This window comes from Pseudarthrobacter oxydans (assembly GCF_030812335.1).
GTDB lineage: Bacteria > Actinomycetota > Actinomycetes > Actinomycetales > Micrococcaceae > Arthrobacter > Arthrobacter oxydans_B.
Genome location: NZ_JAUSSN010000008.1, coordinates 88,977 through 107,595, shown reverse-complemented (window position 1 = coordinate 107,595; position 18,619 = coordinate 88,977). Strand labels below are relative to the sequence as shown.

The 18,619-nt window shown below is 66.8% G+C and carries 18 protein-coding genes; 4 read left to right on the top strand and 14 right to left on the bottom strand.

Annotated features, from left to right (window positions below; all coding sequences use genetic code 11):
* Positions 1 to 22 precede the first annotated feature (22 nt).
* The 3 genes from J2W14_RS14300 to J2W14_RS14290 all read right to left on the bottom strand — a co-directional run bounded on the left by J2W14_RS14300 (position 23) and on the right by J2W14_RS14290 (position 2,916).
* Positions 23 to 1,405 carry an MFS transporter gene (locus J2W14_RS14300; RefSeq protein WP_307463668.1) on the bottom strand — a complete coding sequence of 461 codons (1,383 nt, stop codon included), beginning with the start codon at positions 1,403 to 1,405 and terminating at the stop codon, positions 23 to 25.
* A gap of 201 nt (positions 1,406 to 1,606) precedes the next feature.
* Positions 1,607 to 2,314 carry a FadR/GntR family transcriptional regulator gene (locus J2W14_RS14295; RefSeq protein WP_307463960.1) on the bottom strand — a complete coding sequence of 236 codons (708 nt, stop codon included), beginning with the start codon at positions 2,312 to 2,314 and terminating at the stop codon, positions 1,607 to 1,609.
* Between the two features lie 116 nt (positions 2,315 to 2,430).
* A complete protein-coding gene (locus tag J2W14_RS14290; protein WP_307463665.1) occupies positions 2,431 to 2,916 on the bottom strand; it encodes a polyketide cyclase / dehydrase and lipid transport in 486 nt (161 codons plus the stop codon).
* 53 nt (positions 2,917 to 2,969) lie between these two features.
* Here J2W14_RS14290 and J2W14_RS14285 point away from each other — a divergent pair, with 53 nt between their 5' ends.
* The 3 genes from J2W14_RS14285 (at position 2,970) to iolB (ending at position 5,688) form a co-directional block, all read left to right on the top strand.
* On the top strand, positions 2,970 to 3,788 hold the full coding sequence (locus J2W14_RS14285) for a gamma-glutamyl-gamma-aminobutyrate hydrolase family protein (RefSeq protein WP_307463661.1): 819 nt from the start codon (positions 2,970 to 2,972) through the stop codon (positions 3,786 to 3,788).
* Positions 3,789 to 3,919: 131 nt separating this feature from the next.
* Positions 3,920 to 4,660, top strand: a complete 741-nt coding sequence (locus tag J2W14_RS14280; RefSeq protein WP_307463958.1) for a GntR family transcriptional regulator — start codon at positions 3,920 to 3,922, stop codon at positions 4,658 to 4,660.
* A gap of 131 nt (positions 4,661 to 4,791) precedes the next feature.
* Complete coding sequence (gene iolB, locus J2W14_RS14275; RefSeq protein ID WP_307463659.1) at positions 4,792 to 5,688, top strand: 5-deoxy-glucuronate isomerase; 897 nt, start codon at positions 4,792 to 4,794, stop codon at positions 5,686 to 5,688.
* Positions 5,689 to 5,838: 150 nt separating this feature from the next.
* Here the strand turns inward: iolB and J2W14_RS14270 are convergent, their stop codons facing one another.
* The 7 genes from J2W14_RS14270 to J2W14_RS14240 all read right to left on the bottom strand — a co-directional run bounded on the left by J2W14_RS14270 (position 5,839) and on the right by J2W14_RS14240 (position 13,506).
* Complete coding sequence (locus J2W14_RS14270; protein ID WP_307463656.1) at positions 5,839 to 6,873, bottom strand: Gfo/Idh/MocA family protein; 1,035 nt, start codon at positions 6,871 to 6,873, stop codon at positions 5,839 to 5,841.
* On the bottom strand, positions 6,870 to 7,664 hold the full coding sequence (locus J2W14_RS14265) for a TIM barrel protein (protein ID WP_307463654.1): 795 nt from the start codon (positions 7,662 to 7,664) through the stop codon (positions 6,870 to 6,872). The genes J2W14_RS14270 and J2W14_RS14265 overlap by 4 nt, the downstream gene beginning before the upstream one ends.
* Positions 7,664 to 8,794, bottom strand: coding sequence for a Gfo/Idh/MocA family oxidoreductase (locus J2W14_RS14260; protein ID WP_307463650.1), 1,131 nt, complete (start codon positions 8,792 to 8,794; stop codon positions 7,664 to 7,666). The genes J2W14_RS14265 and J2W14_RS14260 overlap by 1 nt, the downstream gene beginning before the upstream one ends.
* A 175-nt stretch (positions 8,795 to 8,969) precedes the next feature.
* The gene (locus J2W14_RS14255) at positions 8,970 to 9,884 is read right to left on the bottom strand and encodes an ATP-binding cassette domain-containing protein (RefSeq protein WP_307463646.1); all 915 of its coding nucleotides are present in this window, start codon (positions 9,882 to 9,884) and stop codon (positions 8,970 to 8,972) included.
* Positions 9,885 to 9,900: 16 nt separating this feature from the next.
* On the bottom strand, positions 9,901 to 10,950 hold the full coding sequence (locus tag J2W14_RS14250; protein ID WP_307463643.1) for an ABC transporter permease: 1,050 nt from the start codon (positions 10,948 to 10,950) through the stop codon (positions 9,901 to 9,903).
* Between the two features lie 53 nt (positions 10,951 to 11,003).
* Complete coding sequence (locus J2W14_RS14245; RefSeq protein WP_307463640.1) at positions 11,004 to 11,999, bottom strand: substrate-binding domain-containing protein; 996 nt, start codon at positions 11,997 to 11,999, stop codon at positions 11,004 to 11,006.
* A 259-nt stretch (positions 12,000 to 12,258) separates the two neighbouring features.
* Entirely contained in the window at positions 12,259 to 13,506 is a 1,248-nt protein-coding gene (locus J2W14_RS14240; RefSeq protein WP_307463637.1) for an MFS transporter, read from the bottom strand.
* Positions 13,507 to 13,678: 172 nt separating this feature from the next.
* Here J2W14_RS14240 and J2W14_RS14235 point away from each other — a divergent pair, with 172 nt between their 5' ends.
* A complete protein-coding gene (locus J2W14_RS14235; RefSeq protein WP_307463632.1) occupies positions 13,679 to 14,128 on the top strand; it encodes a MarR family winged helix-turn-helix transcriptional regulator in 450 nt (149 codons plus the stop codon).
* Positions 14,129 to 14,152: 24 nt separating this feature from the next.
* Here the strand turns inward: J2W14_RS14235 and J2W14_RS14230 are convergent, their stop codons facing one another.
* The 4 genes from J2W14_RS14230 to J2W14_RS14215 all read right to left on the bottom strand — a co-directional run bounded on the left by J2W14_RS14230 (position 14,153) and on the right by J2W14_RS14215 (position 18,536).
* On the bottom strand, positions 14,153 to 15,613 hold the full coding sequence (locus J2W14_RS14230; RefSeq protein ID WP_307463629.1) for a sugar porter family MFS transporter: 1,461 nt from the start codon (positions 15,611 to 15,613) through the stop codon (positions 14,153 to 14,155).
* 10 nt (positions 15,614 to 15,623) lie between these two features.
* Positions 15,624 to 16,496: a sugar phosphate isomerase/epimerase family protein gene (locus J2W14_RS14225; RefSeq protein WP_307463626.1), complete on the bottom strand. Its 873-nt coding sequence runs from the start codon at positions 16,494 to 16,496 to the stop codon at positions 15,624 to 15,626.
* Between the two features lie 87 nt (positions 16,497 to 16,583).
* Complete coding sequence (locus J2W14_RS14220; protein ID WP_307463623.1) at positions 16,584 to 17,597, bottom strand: Gfo/Idh/MocA family protein; 1,014 nt, start codon at positions 17,595 to 17,597, stop codon at positions 16,584 to 16,586.
* 27 nt (positions 17,598 to 17,624) lie between these two features.
* Entirely contained in the window at positions 17,625 to 18,536 is a 912-nt protein-coding gene (locus tag J2W14_RS14215) for a sugar phosphate isomerase/epimerase family protein (RefSeq protein WP_307463621.1), read from the bottom strand.
* Positions 18,537 to 18,619: the final 83 nt, after the last annotated feature.

The window sequence follows — 18,619 nt, the reverse complement described above, 5'->3', positions numbered from 1 at the left end:
GTTTCCTTCAGGGATTTCGGTATCAGGAGATCTTGGCCGGGGCCGGGGGTTCAGTGGTCACGGGTGCGGCTGCTGCCGGTTCCAGTGCGGCATCGCCTTCAGGCCGTTTCCGGGCGTAGAGGTAGGTGGCCACCGCGGTAATGCACAGGCAGAGGGACAGGAACAGCAGGCCGCTCTGGTTGTTGCCCGTGGCATCGTTCAGGAGTCCGACGGCGTACGGGGCAACGAAGCCGCCCAGGTTGCCCAGGGAGTTGATCATGGCCAGGCCGGCGGCAGCAGCCGCGCCGGTCAGTGCGACCGAGGGCATGGACAGGAAGGGGGCGATGGCGCCGTAGATGCCCATGGCCGAGGCGGTCAGTCCGATCAGGGCCAGAACCGGGTTCACGGGCAGCAGGTATCCTGCGGCCAGGAGTCCCATGCCGGCCAGCACCATGCTGACGGCGGTGTGCCAGGCGCGCTTGCCGGTGCGGTCCGCACGCCTGCTCCAGAAGTACACGAAGACGGCGGCGATGGTGTACGGGATGCAGACGATGAAGCCGATCTGGGTCGTGGAGAACTTGCCCAGCGCAGCGACGATGGTGGGCATCCACAGGCCGAGTCCGTAGATGCCGCAGACCAGTCCGAAGTAGAGGGCGGAGTAGATCAGCGTGCGCTTGTCCTTGAGGCCGGCCAGGAAGTTGTGGCTGCCCGAGCTGGACTTGGCGGCTAGTTCGGCTTCCATGGTGTTGGTGAGCCATTCACGCTCGTCGTTGTTGAGCCATTTGGCATCCCGCGGACGGTCGGTCATGAGGATGGGCGTCAGCAGGCCGAGCAGGATGGCCGGGATGCCTTCGATGATGTATAGCCACTGCCAGCCGTGGAGTCCCATGATGCCGTCCATCTGCAGGAGCAGCCCGGAGACCGGGGCCCCCAGGGCGTTGGACACCGGCTGGGCCAGAATGAAGATGCCGAGCACGGTCACGCGCTGCGCGGCGGGGAACCAGAGTGTCAGGTAGAAGAGGATTGCCGGGAAGAACCCGGCCTCGGCCGCCCCGAGCAGGAAGCGGATGATGTAGTAGGTGGTTTCACCGTTCACGAGGCACATGCCCGTGGCGAAGATGCCCCAGGTGATGAGGATGCGGGCCAGCCACTTGCGTGCGCCGAACCGGTACATGCCTGCGTTGCTCGGGATCTCGAGGAGCGCGTAGCCGAGGAAGAAGATGCCGGCGCCCAGCCCGTAGGCGGCGGCGGTCAGGCCGATGTCCTCGCTCATGGTGAGTTTGGCGAAGCCCACGTTATTGCGGTCGAGATAGGCAATGAAGTAGAGAAGGACTATCAGCGGCATAACTCGGCGGCGGACCTTGCGGAGCGTGCGCTCGCCAAGCTCGCCGAGTCCAGCGGACTTGAGGGAGGTTGAAGTCATCATCGACCTTCTGTGTAACGGGGCCGGCACCTGCGGTGGTGGCGGGACTCCGTGGGGATGGTGGGGAGGTTCAGTCCGGGGAACAGTTCCGGGTGGACTGGGTCAGATGTCAGACATCTGATGGAAGTGCATGAGAACGAGCATAGAAGAGTGACGTGGATTACGTCAAGCCCCGGCTGCCGCAACGCGGGCGCAGGACGCGGCTCAGGACGCGGAGTTGTGCACGTAGCGCTCGTAGTCCCGGTACGTCTGGTCCATGTGCTCGTCCATAGTGCGGCGCGCCAGCTCGGCGTCGCCGCTCAGGATGCTGTCCATGACCTTCTGGTGGAACTCAATGGCGTGCACCTGGATTTCCTCGACGGCTGACGTTTCGCGCCGCTTCACGTAAAGGAGTTGCCCTATCTGGGCGAATAGCGCCCGGATAAAAGGATTGCCCGAGGCCTTCAGCACGGCATCGTGGAATTCGATGTCTGCCGCCACAAAGGCATCCAGGTCGCCGGACTCATGGAAGCGCTTCATGTCCGCTATGCATCTGCGCATCTGGTCGGCATGTTCGGGAGTATGGCGTTTGGCTGCCAGTGCGGCGGCTCCGGTTTCCACCATGCGGCGCATCTCAATCAGCCCCACGGCCACCTGCTCCTCCCCGCTGTTGTGCGAGGCGGCCTTGAAGATCGCGTCCAGCCCGGTCCAGTTGTCGGAAGGATTGACAAAGGTTCCCCGCCCGGCTTTCACGTACAGGATGTTCTGCGCCCTCAGGGCCTTCAGCGCTTCGCGCACAGTGAGGCGGCTGACGTCGTAGGCCTTGGCGATGTCGGCTTCGGGCGGAATTGCTTCGTGGGGCTGCAGTTTGCCGTCAAGGATGTCCGCCAGCAGGCCGTCGACGAGGTCGTCAACGAGTGTCCTGCGGCCCATCGTGGTTCCCACCTTCAGTATTGCCTTTGCTCCCGGTGCCATCCACATTACAGAAGCGGCCGGGCATGACGGGACCGACCGAGGGCGGCCCGGCCCGTATCAGCGCCGCCTGGGCGTCAGGAAACCCCGGCGTTGCCGGCCTCGCGCTGCCCGGAGCTCATGTAGGAGTCCAGCTTGACGAGGGTCTGCTCGATGTTGGCCGGGTGGCGGCGGACGTAACCGGCCAGGCGCAGCAGGATCCTGGCGCGCACCTCCCGCGCGTCCCACTGTTCGGTGACGACGGTGCCCGGGTTGCCGGCGGCGTCGGCCGCCGGCTCCAGCAGGTAGCGCCACACGTGGCCGCCGAAGTGCCGCCACGCGATCCGCCGGCCCTCCTCGAACTCGCAGACCGTATTGAGGATCTTGTAGTCCAGCTTGATGTTCATTTCCATGCCGAACTTCGCGCCAAGGTCGAGCCGCTCGGGGCCGCGCGGCTGGGCACCCTTAACGGTGCCGGAGCCGTCGATCACGCTGTGCAGTGCCGGGGTGGCGAGCACCTCGAAAATGGCTTCCGGAGCAGCGGCGATGAAGCGGCTGCGGGACACGAGATATCTGTTGGTCATCCGGCCATCCTAGACCTGCGGTGTGATGCGGAAGTTCTGTTGCAGAATGGACCATGCAGATTCCGCCCCGTACCCGCAGCACCCCGCCCCGCATCGGCATTCCCGTCCGGCTCAGCAGCTCCACTGACCCGGATCCGCGGGTGGCTGAGGCCAATGCGCTCTTCGATTACATCGTGGAACTGGTGCGCGACGGCGGCGGCGAGCCGGTGCTGCTCACGGCCCCCGGGGAGCCGCTTGAGGCGCTCGACGGCGTCGTCCTTCCGGGCGGCGGCGACCTGGACCCCCGGCTCTACGGCGAGGAACCCGGCGCCGCCTGCTACGACGTCAGCCGCGCCCAGGACGAGCTGGATCTGGCCATTGCGCGGCGGTCGATCGACGCCGGGCTGCCCGTGCTCGGCGTGTGCCGCGGGCACCAGCTGCTCAATGTGCTCTATGGCGGAACGCTGATCCAGGACATGGATCCGGGGACCGTAGCGCACCGGGAAGCCGAACCGGTACGCGGGGCCGGCCCGTGGGCCTGGCATGAGGTCGCGGTCCAGGCCGGAAGCAAGGTTGCCGGTTTGTACGGCGGCCAGAGACACGGCGGTACCGGCCTCGACGGCACTGGCGACGGTGGCCCTGGCGACGGTGTCCCTGTTGAAGCCGTCTCGGTTAAGATTGCCTCCGGCCATCACCAGGCCGTAGCCCGGGTCGCCGACGGGCTCGTTGTGTCCGCCGTTGCCGAGGACGGGACGGTTGAGGCGCTGGAGGACCCGGAGCGCTGGGTGGCGTCCGTGCAGTGGCACCCCGAGGCTCGGGAACTCCCGGCCGAAGAACGGCTGGCTCCGTTCCGCGCCTTTATTGAGGTGTGTCGCAGCTCTCCCCTGGCCTGAACGCCCCTGCTACCATGGACTTAGGCAGTATGTCCTATCAAGCGAACATACGCTTAAGAACGTGACCGGCGGCCCGACTTGGGCCCGGGTCCCGGGCACAAGGGAGCGCGTCAACAGTGGCTATTCAAAAAGTGGCGAATCAACTAAATCTCAACGTCGACCGGTCTTCGCCCGTGCCGCTCTACCACCAGGTGGTCCAGGGCATCGAGGCCGCGATCCACGGGGGGATCCTTCCGCCGGGGAGCCGCCTCGACAACGAGATCGACCTGGCCGCGCAGCTGAACCTCTCCCGCCCCACCATGCGCAAGGCGATGGACGAACTGGTCCGCTCGGGCCTGCTGGTGCGCAAGCGTGGCGTCGGCACCCAGGTGGTCTCCAGCCAGGTCCGGCGCCCCCTCGAACTCTCCAGCCTCTTCGACGACCTCAGCAACAACGGGAGCAAGCCCACCACGGACGTGCTGAGCTTCTCCCACGACGAGGCCGACGCCGCCACCCGGACTGCACTCCAGATTCCCGCCGGCGCAAAGGTCTACCACTTCACCCGGCTCCGGAAGGTCGGCGGTAAACCGCTGGCGCTGATGGAAAACTGGGTCCGCGACGACATCACCCCCATCGACGAGGCGCTCCTGGGCTCACAAGGCCTTTACGCGATCCTCCGCAACGGCGGCGTCAACTTCCGGCTCGCCTCGCAGCGGATCGGCGCCATGATCGCCAACGACTACCAGGCGACCCTGCTGGAAACCACCCCGGGCTCGGCCCTGGTCACCATGGAGCGCACCGCCGTCGACGACACCGGCCGCCAGGTGGAGACCGGCCACCACGTCTACCGTGCGGATTCCTACAGCTTCGAAATGACGCTCGTCCAACGCTAGGCGCCAAGAGCACCCAGGCGACGGCGCCTGCCGATCGGCTGTGCCCGTCCGGCGCTGCGCGCCTCGTCCCCGCCCCCACCAACGTCAGCATCCGCGCCGTCCTCCGGCGCGACAACGAAAAGGCAGAACTCATGGCCAACTGGGTCTATCCGCTCGGCACCGCCGCCCAAGGCACCTGGGACGTCTCCCTGGGCACCTCCGATTCCACCCTGGCGGTGGACGGCTGGGCCCACACCGGGCTGAAGGTCGCCACCCTGGGGGCCGCCGCCGCCGTCGAACTTCCCGCCGCGGACGAGGAACGCATCGTCATCCCGCTCAACGGATCCTTCACGGTGTCCGTCGAGGGCGCGGAGTACCGGCTGGCCGGCCGGGAGAACGTCTTCGGCGGCCCCAGCGACGTCCTCTACACGGGCACCGGCAAGGCCGTGACCATAAGTTCGGCCGACGGCGGACGCGTCGCCGTGGCCACCGCCCCGGCCAAGGCCTCCTACCCGACGCGCCTGATCACGGCCGCGGAGACTCCGGTCGAACTGCGCGGGGCCGGCAACTGCTCCCGCCAGGTCCATAATTTCGGGACCCCCGCCGCGCTCGAAGCGGACCGCTTCATCGTCTGCGAGGTCCTGACCCCGGCCGGCAACTGGTCCTCCTACCCCCCGCACAAGCACGACGAGGAGAAGGACGGCGAGACCAGCCTCGAGGAGATCTACTACTTCGAGACCCGGGTCTCCCCCGGCGCTCCGGACCGGCCGGGAACCGACGACGCGATCGGCTACCAGCGCGTGTACGCCTCGGACGAGCGGCCCATCGATGTCTCCGCGGAGGTGCGGACCGGCGACGTCGTCCTGGTGCCCTACGGCTGGCACGGCCCGGCCATGGCGGCCCCGGGCTACGACATGTACTACCTCAACGTGATGGCGGGCCCGGGCCCGGTCCGCGACTGGCTCATCAGCGACGACCCGCACCACGGCTGGATCCGCCAGACCTGGGAAGGCCAGGACCTGGACCCGCGGCTGCCCTTCGGCGCCTGAGGGCACCGCGCGTCAGGAAGACCGCGGAGACGAGAAAACCGCGCAGCCAGACAAAGAAACCCCGGGGCCGTTGTGAACTGGGCCCCGGGGTTCTTTTGGAACTCCACCCCGGTGACGGAACCGGGATGGAGCGTCCTTTCAGCGGGCCACTCAGCCGGCCACGGTCTGCACCACGCGGACCGGCACGCCGGTCGCGAGGGATTCCTGGGCGGCATCGGCCACGCGGGAAGCGGCCACGGCATCCTCCGGCGTGCAGGGGTTGTCCCGGCGGCCCAGGATCAGCTCGACGAAGGCGGCCATCTCGGAACGGTAGGCCGTTTCGAACCGCTCGGCGAAGGTCCGGTGCGGTTCCCCGGCCGGGAAGGAGACCCCGGCTTCGGCCGAGGCCAGGGCCGTCTTGTCGTCGAGGCCGACCATGAGCGAGCCCCGCGAGCCCTGGATTTCCAGCCGCACGTCGTGGCCCGCCCCGTTGTACCGGGTGGCCGAGACGGTTCCCACGGTGCCGTCGTCGAACGTCACCAGCGCGAGGGCGGTGTCCACGTCGCCGGCTTCCCCGATTGTCGGATCCCCGTTGTTGGAGCCCCGGGCGTAGACCTCGACGATTTCCCGGCCGGTGAGCCAGCGCAGGATGTCAAAATCGTGGACCGAGCAGTCCCGGAACAGCCCGCCGGAACTGGCCAGGAACTCGACCGGCGGCGGCGCCATATCGCAGGTGACGGCGCGCAGCGAGTGGATCCAGCCCAGTTCCCCGGCCTGGTAGGCACGCCGGGCCTCCTGGTAGCCGGCGTCGAACCGGCGCTGGTGGCCGATCTGGACGACGCCGTGCCGGTCCCGGATGTACTCGAGCACGGGCAGGGCGTCCGCCACGTTCAGGGCGACGGGTTTCTCGCAGAACACCGGGATGCCGGTGTCCACCCCGGCTTTGATCAGCTCCGGGTGGGTCCCGGTTCCGGTGGCGATAACGAGTCCGTCCAGCCCGGACGCGAGGAGCGCCTCCACCGAGGGCAGGAACTCGGCACCAAGCCCCGCGGCGATGCTCCGGGCGTGGTCTTCCGCGACGTCGGTGAGCCGGAGCCGGACGTTGATGCCCTGGGGATGGAGGACGCCATTGAGCGCGGCGATGTTGTTGGCGTGCATAACGCCGATGCGCCCCACCCCGACCAGTCCGAGAATGACGTCTTTCATACTTCAACTTTCGTGTGGAGCGCGGGTACGGTGAATGCCGCGCGGAAGGCCGCCAGGGCCACGTCGCTGTCACCGCTGGCCCAGGCTTCCATGCCCACGGTCCCGTCGTAGCCGGCCTCCGCAAGCGCCCGGGCGACAGCAGCGTAGTTGATTTCCCCGGTCCCGGGTTCGCAGCGGCCCGGGACATCCGCCACCTGGATTTCGCCAAGGTACGGCAGGGAGCTCCGGACGAGCTCGATCAGGTTCCCCTCCCCCATTTGGGCGTGGTACAGATCCAGCATGAGCCTGGCGTTCGGGTGCGCGGCGGCCTGCACGAGCGCCAGGGTGTCCTTGGCACGGGCCAGCGGGATGCCGGGGTGGTCGAGGATGGTGTTAAGGTTCTCGAGGCAGAACGTCACCCCGTGTTTCTCGCCGAGCCGGCCAAGCCGTTCCAGGGTCCTGGCCCCGGTGGCCCACATGTGGCCGCTGGTCCGGTAGACCGGGCGGGCGGCGTGGCCGTCAATGAGTTCCGCCGGGTGCACCACCATCCGGCTCACACCGAGCTCCAGTGCTGTCGGGATGAGCGACTCCGCCGTCCGCACGACCTCGTCCGCCGTGTCGGGATCCACCAGGCTGCCGGCGGTGTAACCCGTCATGGAGGAAAACACGGCCCCGGTGGCCTTGAGCGCGCCAATGTCCTTGGTCCGCGAATCCCAGAGTTCGACGTCGAAGCCGGCCTCGTGGATCCGGCGCACCCGTTCCGTGAACGGAAGTTCGGTGAAGACCATCTCGGCGCAGACAGCCAGGCGCATCAGAGGACCGCCGTCCCGTGGACGGCGGCTGGGTTGACGGCGACGGTGTTGACGGCCACCGGAGTGCCGCGTTTGACCGATTCGATGCAGGCCAGCGCCACGGCCAGCGCGCGCCGGGCGTCGGCTGCGCCGGGCGTGAGGCTGAAGGGCACGGGCGCCGGCACTGTATCGTCACTGCGGCCGTCCCGCCGGGCGCGCACAGCATCGGCGAAGTCGACTAGTTCGTCCGTGTAGGCCTGCCGGAAGAGCTCCACGTTAAGCCGCGGCGTGTCGGCCGACATCCCGTCGGCGGTGTAGCGGCGGGCCGCGGTTTCCGTGGCCCGCCCGGCCTGCACCATGCCCTTGGAGCCGAAGACTTCCCCGCGGATGTCGTAGCCGTAAAGAGCGCTGAAGTTGGCCTCAGCCACCGCGATGGCACCGTTGCTGTAGCGGATGGTCACGACGGCCGTGTCCAGGAAGCCCTGGTCGCGCAGTCCGGGTTCCACCAGCGCATCGGCGATGGCGTAGACCTCCACCGGTTCAGCGCCTTCGTTGAACCAGTTCAGGGTGTCGAAGTCGTGGATCAGGGTTTCCAGGAAGACGGTCCAGGCCGGGACCCTGGCCGCGTTTGGAATGCTTCCCGTGCCCGGATCCCGGGTCAGTGAGCGCAGCAGTTGCGGCGTCCCGACCGTGCCGGCGGCGAGGTCCTTTTTGGCTGCCTGGAAGTCCTCCGCGTATCGGCGGTTGAAGCCGATCTGGAAGTGCACGCCGGCGGCCTCCACGGCGGAGAGGGAGTTGTCGAGTTCGTCGAGCCCCAGGCCGGCCGGCTTCTCGCAGAACACATGTTTCCCGGCGGCAGCAGCCTGGGCGATCAGCGTGGAGTGGAAGCGTGCCGGGCTTGCGATGATCACGGCGTCGATCTCCGGGTCGGCCAGGATGTCGGCGGCGTCGGCTGTCACCTTGCCGGTGCCCAGGACGGAGGCCAGCGCCGCGGCGGACTCCACGTTCGGGTCAGCGATGGCCGAAAGCTCGGCGCCGGGGACCCGGCGGGCGATGCTCTCGGCGTGGAAGGCGCCCATCCAGCCCGAGCCGATGAGCCCGATCCGGACGGGCAGGGGAAGGTCGGCGGAGTCCCGCTTAAGGTAAGTCATGGGCTCGTCCTTTCAATTGTTCACAACGGTGTGAGGGTGGGGCCGGTGCGGGGCCGCGGCTTCCAGGCCGTGCCCCGGCCGGCGCAGGAAGCCCGTGCTGGAAGCCGGCGCAGGAAGCCGGCGCAGGAAAGAGCAGGGCCGTGCCCGGTCGGGCGGGCCCCGCTCTCCCGGGCTGCTAGTAGCTCTTGCCGGTGGTCTGGGCCACCTCGGCCACTTCGCCCTGGACTTCCTTGACGATGTCGCCGTGGCCGCCGAGCTGTTCGAGTTCGTGGGCGAGTTCGGCGAGTTCGGCGCCGCCGGCCATTTGGGCGGTGAGTTCGTCGAGGGTGATGTCTTTCTTGTCGTAGTAGCCGATGGACTTGCCGCGTTTGAGAAGCAGGAACCGGTCGCCGACGGGGAAGGCGTGGTGCGGGTTGTGGGTGATGAAGATGACGCCGAGGCCGCGGTCGCGGGCCTGCAGGATGTAGCGAAGCACGACGCCGGACTGCTTCACGCCCAGCGCGGCGGTGGGCTCGTCCAGGATCAGGACTTTCGCGCCGAAGTACACGGCCCGGGCGATCGCGACGCACTGGCGTTCACCGCCGGAGAGCTGGCCGATGGGCTGTTCCACGTCCCGGAGGTCGATGCCCATTTCGGCAAGTTCTTTGAGCGTGATCTCCTTCATTTTGTCGACGTCCATGCTCTTGAACGGGCCGAAGCCGGACGTGAGCTCCGAGCCGAGGAAGAAGTTCCGCCAGATCGGCATCAGGGGCACGACGGCGAGGTCCTGGTAGACGGTGGCGATGCCGGCGTCCAGGGCGTCGCGGGGGGAATCGAATTTCCGTTCCTCGCCCATGATGTTCAGGACACCGGCGTCGTGCTGGTGCAGGCCGGCGATGATCTTGATCAGGGTGGATTTGCCGGCGCCGTTGTCGCCGAGGACGCAGGTGACGCGGCCGTTGTCCACGGCCATAGTGACGTCGGAGAGGGCGATGATGTTGCCGTAGTGCTTGCCGACGCCCTCGAGGGAGAGCAGGTGCACAGGGGTGTGGGTGAGGGGGTCTTTTTCGTTCTGGAGCAGCGTTTGCTGGTCGATTTCTTTAGCGTTCATTTCTTCCAGGGCCCCTTTACTTGAGTTCCGCGCGGCGCTTGACGATGAGGTTGACGATGGTGGCCAGCAGCAGCATCAGGCCCAGGAAGAACTTGAACCAGTCCGGGTTCCACTGGGCGTAGACGATGCCCTTGTTGGCCATGCCGAAGATGAACGCGCCGATCGCGCCGCCGATGGCAGAGCCGTAGCCGCCGGTGAGGAGGCAGCCGCCGATGACCGCGGCGATGATGTAGAGGAATTCGTTGCCCACGCCTTCACCGGACTGCACGGTGTCGAAGGCGAAGAGGTTGTGCATGCCCAGGATCCAGCCGCAGAAACCGACGCCCATGAACAGGCCGATCTTGGTGGCCTTGACCGGGACACCCACGGCGCGGGCCGCGTTGGCGTCGCCGCCGACGGCGAAGATCCAGTTCCCCACGCGGGTCCGCATCAGCACCCAGGTCGCGACCGCGACGAGCGCGAACCAGATGAACACGGTGATCTTGACGTCGACGCCGCCGATGGTCACCGAGGAGGCGAACACCGCCCGGGCCGAGGCGAAGCCGTCCATATTGGAGATCGACGGGGAGGATACCGAGCCGCCGATCAGGCGGGTCAGGCCCAGGTTCAGGCCGGTCAGCATCAGGAAGGTCGCCAGGGTCACGATGAAGGAGGGCAGCTTGGTCTTCATCAGGATCCAGCCGTTGATGTAGCCGATGGACAGGGACACGACCAGGGCCAGGAGCACACCGACCCAGACGTTCGTGCTGAAGTACCAGCTGAACATCGACGCCGTCAGGGCCGAGGTGATCACCGCGACACCGGTGGAGAGGTCGAATTCCCCGCCGATCATCAGCAGGGAGACCCCCACGGCCATGATCCCGATGGTGGAGGAACCGTACAGAATGGTCGCCAGCGCGTTCGGCTGGGTAAACGTCGGGGACACCAACGCGAAGAAGATGAAGAGGACAATGGCGCCCACCAGGGCACCGACCTCGGGACGTCCGAGCAGCTTCTGGAACGGACTGCGCTTGGCGACGCGCTCATCGGGCGCCGGTGACTTTGGCTTGGTCTGGGTCATGGTCATGATAGATCTCCTTGCTGCCGGGCCGGCGTGAACCGGCCCGGCCAGCGGGCTATTTAGCGGATACCCTGCTCGGCGAACTTCAGGACGTCGGCCGCATTGGACTGGTCGATGATTGCGGGACCGGTGAGGACCGCCTGGCCGCCGCCGATATTGAATCCGCCGCGCTTGTTCTGCCACAGCGCGTCAACGGCGCTGTAACCCTGCAGCCACGGCTGCTGATCCACGGTGAACAGCACCGTGCCGTCGGCGATCTTCTGCGCCAGTTCCTTGTTCAGGTCGAAGCTGGCAACCTTCGCCTCACTCCCGGCGGTCGACACGGACTTCAGGAGCGTCAGGGTGATGGGAGCGCCCAGGCCGATGATGACATCAGCATCCGTGGAGGCCTGCAGCTTGGCGGTAGCCGTCGACTCGACCGAGGTCATGTCAGCGCCGTTCACGTACAGGATCTCGGTCCCGGGAACCTTCGTCTTCACACCGGCGCACCGGGCTTCCAGGCCCACGTGCCCCTGCGCCTGGATCACGCAGACCGGGTGCTTGAACCCGCCGTCGGCCAGCTTGGTACCAACGGCCTGTCCGGCGAGCTGCTCGTTGGAACCGAAGTGCGTGAAAGCCCCGAGCTGGGTGGCGACCGATTCGCCGGCGTTGAGGCTGACAATCGGGATGCCCGCATCAGAGGCCTTCTTCAGGGCGTCCTTCAGGGCGTCAGGTGTAGCCAGCGTCACGGCGATGCCGTCCACCTTCTGGTCGACTGCCTGCTCTATCAGCTGCGCCTGCCGGCCGGCCTCGGGATCGCCCGTGTAGAGCAGCTCGACGTTGTCCTTCGCCGCCGCCTCCTCGGCACCCTTCCGGACGGTGTCCCAGAACGTATCGCCGGCGGGGGCGTGGGTGATCAGGGCGATTTTCATCCGTTCCGTCGTGGCAACCTGGCCGCCGCCGGCCGCATTGCCGGAATCCGCGGGCTTGCCGCCGGTGCTTGAACATGCACTCAGTGCCAGCATCGGCACAACCGCCGCCACCAGGGTCGCCTTGCGCCAGGAAAATTTAGCCACCGTGAATCTCCTTTGATTTCAGCTCCGGGCTGCTACCTTGCAGCCGCCGGAATAATGCCTACCTCGATCATGGTGATTTAGCTCACGCATGTCAATAGTTTGTCCTGACATTAGGATGTAATCACGTAACTAAGGCGGTTCTATGGGTAAAATTTCGTCGGTTCACGGGGCTTGCGGGGCGGTGAACGCAGCCCGCAAACGCCGACGACGGCAGCCGGGGGCCGCCGTCGTCGTCAGATCCATCGTGCGTTCAGGGCCGCTAGGCGGGCTGGAGTTCCACAGTTTCCCGCTCGCCGTCCGCACCGGCGACCCCGGTTCCGGAGGTGCCGCCGTCGTGCCGCTTCGCAGCGGCCGCGGCGAACACCATGACCCCCAGGCCCAGCAGGGTGATCCCGGCACCGGCCCAGATGGGTGAGGTGTAGCCGAGGCCGGCGGTGATGGTCACGCCGCCCATCCACGCGCCGAGCGCGTTGCCCACATTGAAGGCTCCGATGTTGGCGCCGGACGCCAGGGTGGGGGCGGCCGTGGCGTATTTCATGACGCGCATCTGCAGCCCGGGGACCGTGGCGAAGCCGAAGCCGCCCAGCAGCACCATGGAGGCGATCGTCATCGGCTGGCTGGCGGCGGTCAGGGCGAATACCACGAGGACGACGACCAGCACGGCGAGCGCCACGAGCAGGGTGCGGTCCACGTTCCGGTCCGCCGCCTTGCCGCCCACGGTGTTGCCGATGAACAGGCCCACGCCGAAGAGGATGAGCAGCCACGGCACGGTGGAGGCGGAGAACCCGGTGACCTCAGTGAGCGTGAAGGCGATATAGGTGAAGGCGCCGAACATGCCGCCGTAGCCCAGGATGGTGACCAGGATGGAGAGCCAGACCTGCCCGGAGCGGAAAGCCCGCAGCTCCCCGCGCAGCCCGCCGGAGGCAGAACCGGGGGCAGAACCATCGCCCGCCTGGCCCGAACCGGTTTTCGGAACCAGGGTGAGGATGCCGACCAGGGCGAGCACACCGATGCCCGTGATCGCCCAGAAGGTGGACCGCCAGCCGGCGGCCTGGCCCAGCATCGTGCCGAAGGGAACGCCCAGGACGTTGGCCGCCGTGAGCCCGGTGAACATAATGGCGATCGCACCGGCTTTTTTCGTGGGGGCGACCATGCTGGCCGCGACCACCGCGCCGATGCCGAAGAAGGCGCCGTGCGCGAGCGCCGCGATGATGCGGCCGATCATCATCAGCAAGTAGTCGGGCGCCACAGCCGAGACCAGGTTGCCGGCGATGAACAGCACCATCAGCACGGCCAGCACCGGCTTGCGCTCGAAGCGCGTCACGGCGGCGGTCAGGAGCAGGGCCCCGACGACGACGGCGAGCGCGTAGCCGGAGATGAGCCAGCCCGCCGTGGCCTCGCTGACCTGGAAGTCTGCGGCCACTTCGGGCAGCAGGCCCATGATGACGAACTCGGTGAGTCCGATCCCGAACCCGCCGAGGGCGAGTGCTATCAGGCCGATGGGCATGGGGAGCTCCTTCAAAACTGTACGGAAAGAAAAGCGAAGCGTAAGCTATTAGTTGCAGACGCGTTATTTATTGTTGCACAAGCAACTATGCCGCGCAAGCAACTAATTTGTGGGGCTGTCCTCGTTGCGGAGTTTTTCGGGGCAGGGCAGGCTGATCTGAAGGGAAGAACTGATGGGCATCAAGGACGACGCCGTGGAGGTCCGGGCGCAAGGCTGGCGGACCCTGGCGGCCCTGCATGGGCTGATCGAGGCGGAGCTGGAGCGTTCGCTGCAGGCTGTGGCGCAACTCTCCGTCGTGGAGTACACCGTGCTGGATGCGCTGAGCCGCCAGGACGGCTGGCACATGCGCATGCAGCAACTGGCGCGCGCCACGGCACTGAGCGCCAGCGCCACCACCCGCCTGGTCAACCGGTTGGAGGACCGCGGCCTGCTGACCCGAATCCTGTGCGCCGATGACCGCCGCGGGATCTACACCGAACTCACGCCGAGCGGCATCAAGCTGCTCGAGGAGGCCCGGCCCAGCCATGACGCCACGCTGGAGCGTGCGCTGGCCGAGGCGCAGGAGGTGCCGGAACTGGCGCCGCTGGTCGCTGCGCTCCCGACGCTGCACGCGCACGTGTAGCGCTGCCCGGCTTTGTGCTGACCGCTACTCGCTGACGGGCTGCTTGTTGGCCGCGTTCTTGAAGTAGTGCTCCAGGTCTTCCAGGCTCTTGTCCTTGGTTTCCGGTACGACGCGTTTCACCCAGACGATCGCTGCCAGCTGCATCGCCACGAAGATGAAGAACGTCATGGAAACACCGATCCAGGCGACCATCTGCGGGAAGAAGAAACCGATCAGGAAGTTGATCATCCACAGTACGAAGACGCAGATGCCCATGCCGATCCCGCGGACATGCATCGGGAAGATTTCGGACATCGTCAGCCAGGTCACGGTGCCGATGCAGGACTGCATGGAGGCCAGGAAGGTCACCATGAACAGCAGCACCAGATAGCCGCGGAGGGTGCTTTCCGGGATCAGCATCGAAATCAGGCCAATGGCCAGCAGCGAGGACGACGTCCCGATCAGGCCGACGATCAGCATCGACTTCCGGCGGACCCGTGTCATCAGGGACATGCCGACGATGACGGCGGCCACGGAGGTGACGCCGTTGACGACGTTGGCAAGGAGTGCGCCCTGGTCCCCGAAGCCCGAGCTGGAGAGGATCGAGGTGCCGTAGTACATGATGGCGTTGACGCCGCTGATCTGGTTGATGACCGCCATGCCCAGTCCCACCACAAAGATCCTGCGGATCCAGGGCACCGTGAGGTCCCGGAAGGTTCCGAGCTTGGATTGGTAGTCCTCCCGGGCCGCCTGCCGCACCTCGTCGAATTCCGTCGAGACATCGGCCGGCGCGCGGGTCTTGCGCAGGACTTCGAGGACCTCGCCGAAGCGTCCGGCCGATGCCAGCCAGCGGGGGCTTTCGGGCAGGACCAGCATCCCGAACCACAGCACCACGGCCGGCAGTGTCGCGATGACCAGCATCCAGCGCCACACATTCGAGGCCTCGGGGAAGGCGTTGCCCAGGACCGCGTTGAACGTAAACGCCAGGAACTGCCCCGTAACGATCATGAGCTCGTTCTGCGTGACGATCCGCCCGCGCTGGGCTGCCGGCGACATTTCCGCGAGGTACACCGGCACGATCACCGAGGCGCCGCCGACGGCCAGGCCCAGGACGGTCCGGGCCAGCACCAGCAGTCCCGTCGTGGGGGCCAGGGAACAGGCGATGGTGGCGACGGCGAAAATGAGGGCCAGCCCCATGATGGTCTTGCGGCGGCCGAAACGGTCGGACAGCCGGCCGGCGGTGATCGCACCGAACGCCGCGCCGAAGAGCAGGGTCGACGTGACCAGGCCTTCGGTCAGCGGCGTCAGCCCGAGGTCGCGCTGCATGAACGGCAGGGCCCCGTTGATGACGCCTGTGTCGTAGCCGAAGAGCAGGCCGCCGAAGGTCGAGAACAGCGCGACCTTCCGCATGAAACGCTTCGGGTGCGCGGGAGCACCGGGCGGGCCGGCGGGGCCGGGCCCGGCTTGGGTCGAAGCGCTGGGGAGGGTGTTTTCCGTTTTCTGCATAGGGCGGCCGCTACCGTGCCTTTTCGATGTAGTTGTTCATCGTGTCCAGCTGGTAGCGGGAGACCTCGGCAGCGTTGTCGTCCTCGGCGAAGACGCTGGAGACCATCACGGTGTCGTCCCGGTCGAGGAAGCCGATCTCTTTGAGACCGCCGAAGAACTCATCCCAGTTGACGTCGCCATCGCCGATCTTCAGGTGCTGGTGCACCCGGACCGGGTTTCCGGGCGGGTTGGTGATGTAGCGCAGCCCGTGCGAGGCGTGGTGGTCCATGGTGTCGGCGACGTGGACCAGGCGGAGCCTGTCCCCCGCGGCGCGCATGATGTCCAGCGGCGCGTTCTGCATGTGGAAACTGTGCGAGGCGACATAGACCATGCCGACGTTCTTGGAGTTCAGGCCACGGATCACCCGGATCGCCGCCAGGCCCTCCTCGACGAAGTCATCCGGGTGCGGGTCGATCAGCAGGTCGATGCCTTCGCGTTCGATGATCGGCAGCAGTTCCTCCATGGAGCGGTAGAACGCGCGCTCGGATTCCTCCGCCTTCTCCGGGCGTCCGCTGAATTCGGTGTTCATGGTGCTGACGCCAAGGTCCACGGCGATCTGGATGGCACGCTTCCAGTACCGGACGGCCGCTTCGCGGGCGTCCTCATCCGGGCCGGACCAGCGCAGCACCGGCAGGACCGAGGCGATCTCGATCCCGGCGTCCTTGCAGGCCTTGGCCAGCTGGCCCACCAGTTCGTCGTCGGCCTTCGGGTGGTTGTAGAACGGGATGAGATCGGCGTGCGGGGTCATCTGCATGTACTTGTAGCCGAGGTCCGCCACCACCCGGGGAAACTCCAGCAGGCTGTGCGAGTGGTGGAAGGGCGTTGGATCAAGGGCGATTTTCACGTGGGACACTCCATTGTGGATCAGTCAGGTTGCGCGCGGGACGGAACGGGAGGGAGGCCGCGGCCCCCAACACGTTCGTCCTGGCGGCTAGCGGTAAAGGTCGGGCTTGGCGTTCAGCTTCACGGCGACCTTTTCGCCGTTCTTCTGCGCCTCGACGCCGGCCTCGCAGCAGGCGGCGGTGGCGTACCCGTCCCAGGCCGTCGGGCCGCCGATCTCACCGCGCAGGGCGGCGTCCACCCAGGACTGGATTTCGACGTCGTACGCGGCGCCGAAGCGCTCCTCGAAGCCGGGGGTGATGGTGCCGCCCCAGCGGCCGTTGCTGCGGGTGTACGGGCCCTGGTCCCCGCCGATGCTGACAATGCCGTCCTCGAAGGAGGCCTGGGTGGCCACCTCGTAGCCGAACTTGGCGTTGACGTAGATCTCGACGTCGGCCAGGACGCCGGATTCGGTTTCGATCAGCACGTGCTGCGGGTCGTGCTGGCCGGCCGGGGCGTTCCGGGTGGCCTTTCCGAGGCGGACCTGGACGGAGGTGATTTCCTCGCCGGTGAAGTAGCGGATCGCGTCGAATTCGTGGACCACGGAATCGTTGATCAGCATCTCGTTGGTGAAACCGGCCGGGGTGGTCGGGTTGCGGTGCTGGTGGTGCAGCATCAGCAGCTCGCCGAGTTCGGAGTTGCGGATGATCTTTCCGAGGGCGGCGTATTCAGCGTCGAAGCGGCGCATGAAGCCGACCTGGATGCGCTTGTGGCCCAGCTTCTGCTCGGCCTCGACAATCTTCCAGGAGGTCTCGGCATCCGGGGTGAGCGGCTTCTCGCAGAGGATCGGGATGTCCTTGGCGATCGCCTTAAGCAGGATGTCCTCGTGCAGGAAGCCGGGGGTGGCGATCAGCACGGCGTTGACGTCGCCGTTGCTGAGGGCCTCGTCGGCGTCGGCCAGGGCGACGGCGCCCGGGATGCCTTCGATGGCGGCCTGCGCCCGGGCCAGGTCGACGTCGACGACGGCGGCAACTTCCGCGCCGTGGATGCGGGTGTTGAGCCGCTGGATGTGGTCTGCGCCCATACGGCCGGCCCCGATGACAGCTATGCGGAGGGTCTTGGTCATGGTCTTGTCCTCAGTTCTGGTTGACGTCTAGTTGACGGCGGTGCGGGAGCCGCAGGAAAGCAGGTAGTTCCGGGTGCGCTTGGCGATCGGCATCGGGACGTCGAAGGCCACGGGGTACATGTCCTGCTCCACGATGCCAAAGATCGGCCGGTTCAGCGCCTCGACGGCCTCGATGACGGCGCGCAGGTCCGGCAGGCCGTTCGGCGGTTCGGTCATCACGCCGGCCAGGTTGGCGGCGGCCCAGGTCATGTTTTCCGCGTTGACCTTTCTGAGGATCTCCGGGTTGATCTGCTTGAGGTGCAGGTAGCCGATCCGGTCCGGGTAGTTCTTGATCAGCTCCAGGCTCGAGGCCCCGCAGTACTCGGCGTGCCCGGTGTCCAGGCACAGGTTGAGGTACTTGGCGTCCGTGGCGCCGAGCAGGGTCTCGATGTCCTCCTGCGCGCCGACGTGGGAGTCGGCGTGGGAGTGGAACTGCTGCTTCAGGCCGAAGTCCTCCAGCAGGGTCTTGCCGAGGCGGTTGTGCCCGGCGAAGAGGTCGGCCCAGGCCTTCTCGGTGAGCTCGCCGCTTTCCACTGCCTCGCCGGTGACGTCGTCGCGCCACATCGCGGGGATGACCACCATGTGTTCCCCGCCCATCGCGGCGGTGAGTTCGGCAACCTTGCGGGCCGGTTCCCACGCGGATTCCCACTGATCCAGGCCGCGGTGGAAGGCTGTGAACACGGTGCCGGCCGAGATCTGCAGGTCCCGGGCCTTGAGCTCCTCGGCGAGCCGGGCGGGGTCGGTGGGGAGGTAGCCGTAGGGGCCGAGTTCAATCCACTTGTAGCCGGATTCGGCGACCTCGTCGAGGAAGCGCTCCCACGGGGTCTGCTTGGGGTCATCCGGAAACCAGACGCCCCAGGAGTCCGGCGCGGTGCCGATGATCAGCTTGTTCTCAGTCATTGCCATTCCTTCTCATCGATTGCTCCACAGGTGCCGTTTTGGACGCTCAAAACGGCCGTTGCGGAGCAGTCGATTGGGGGTAG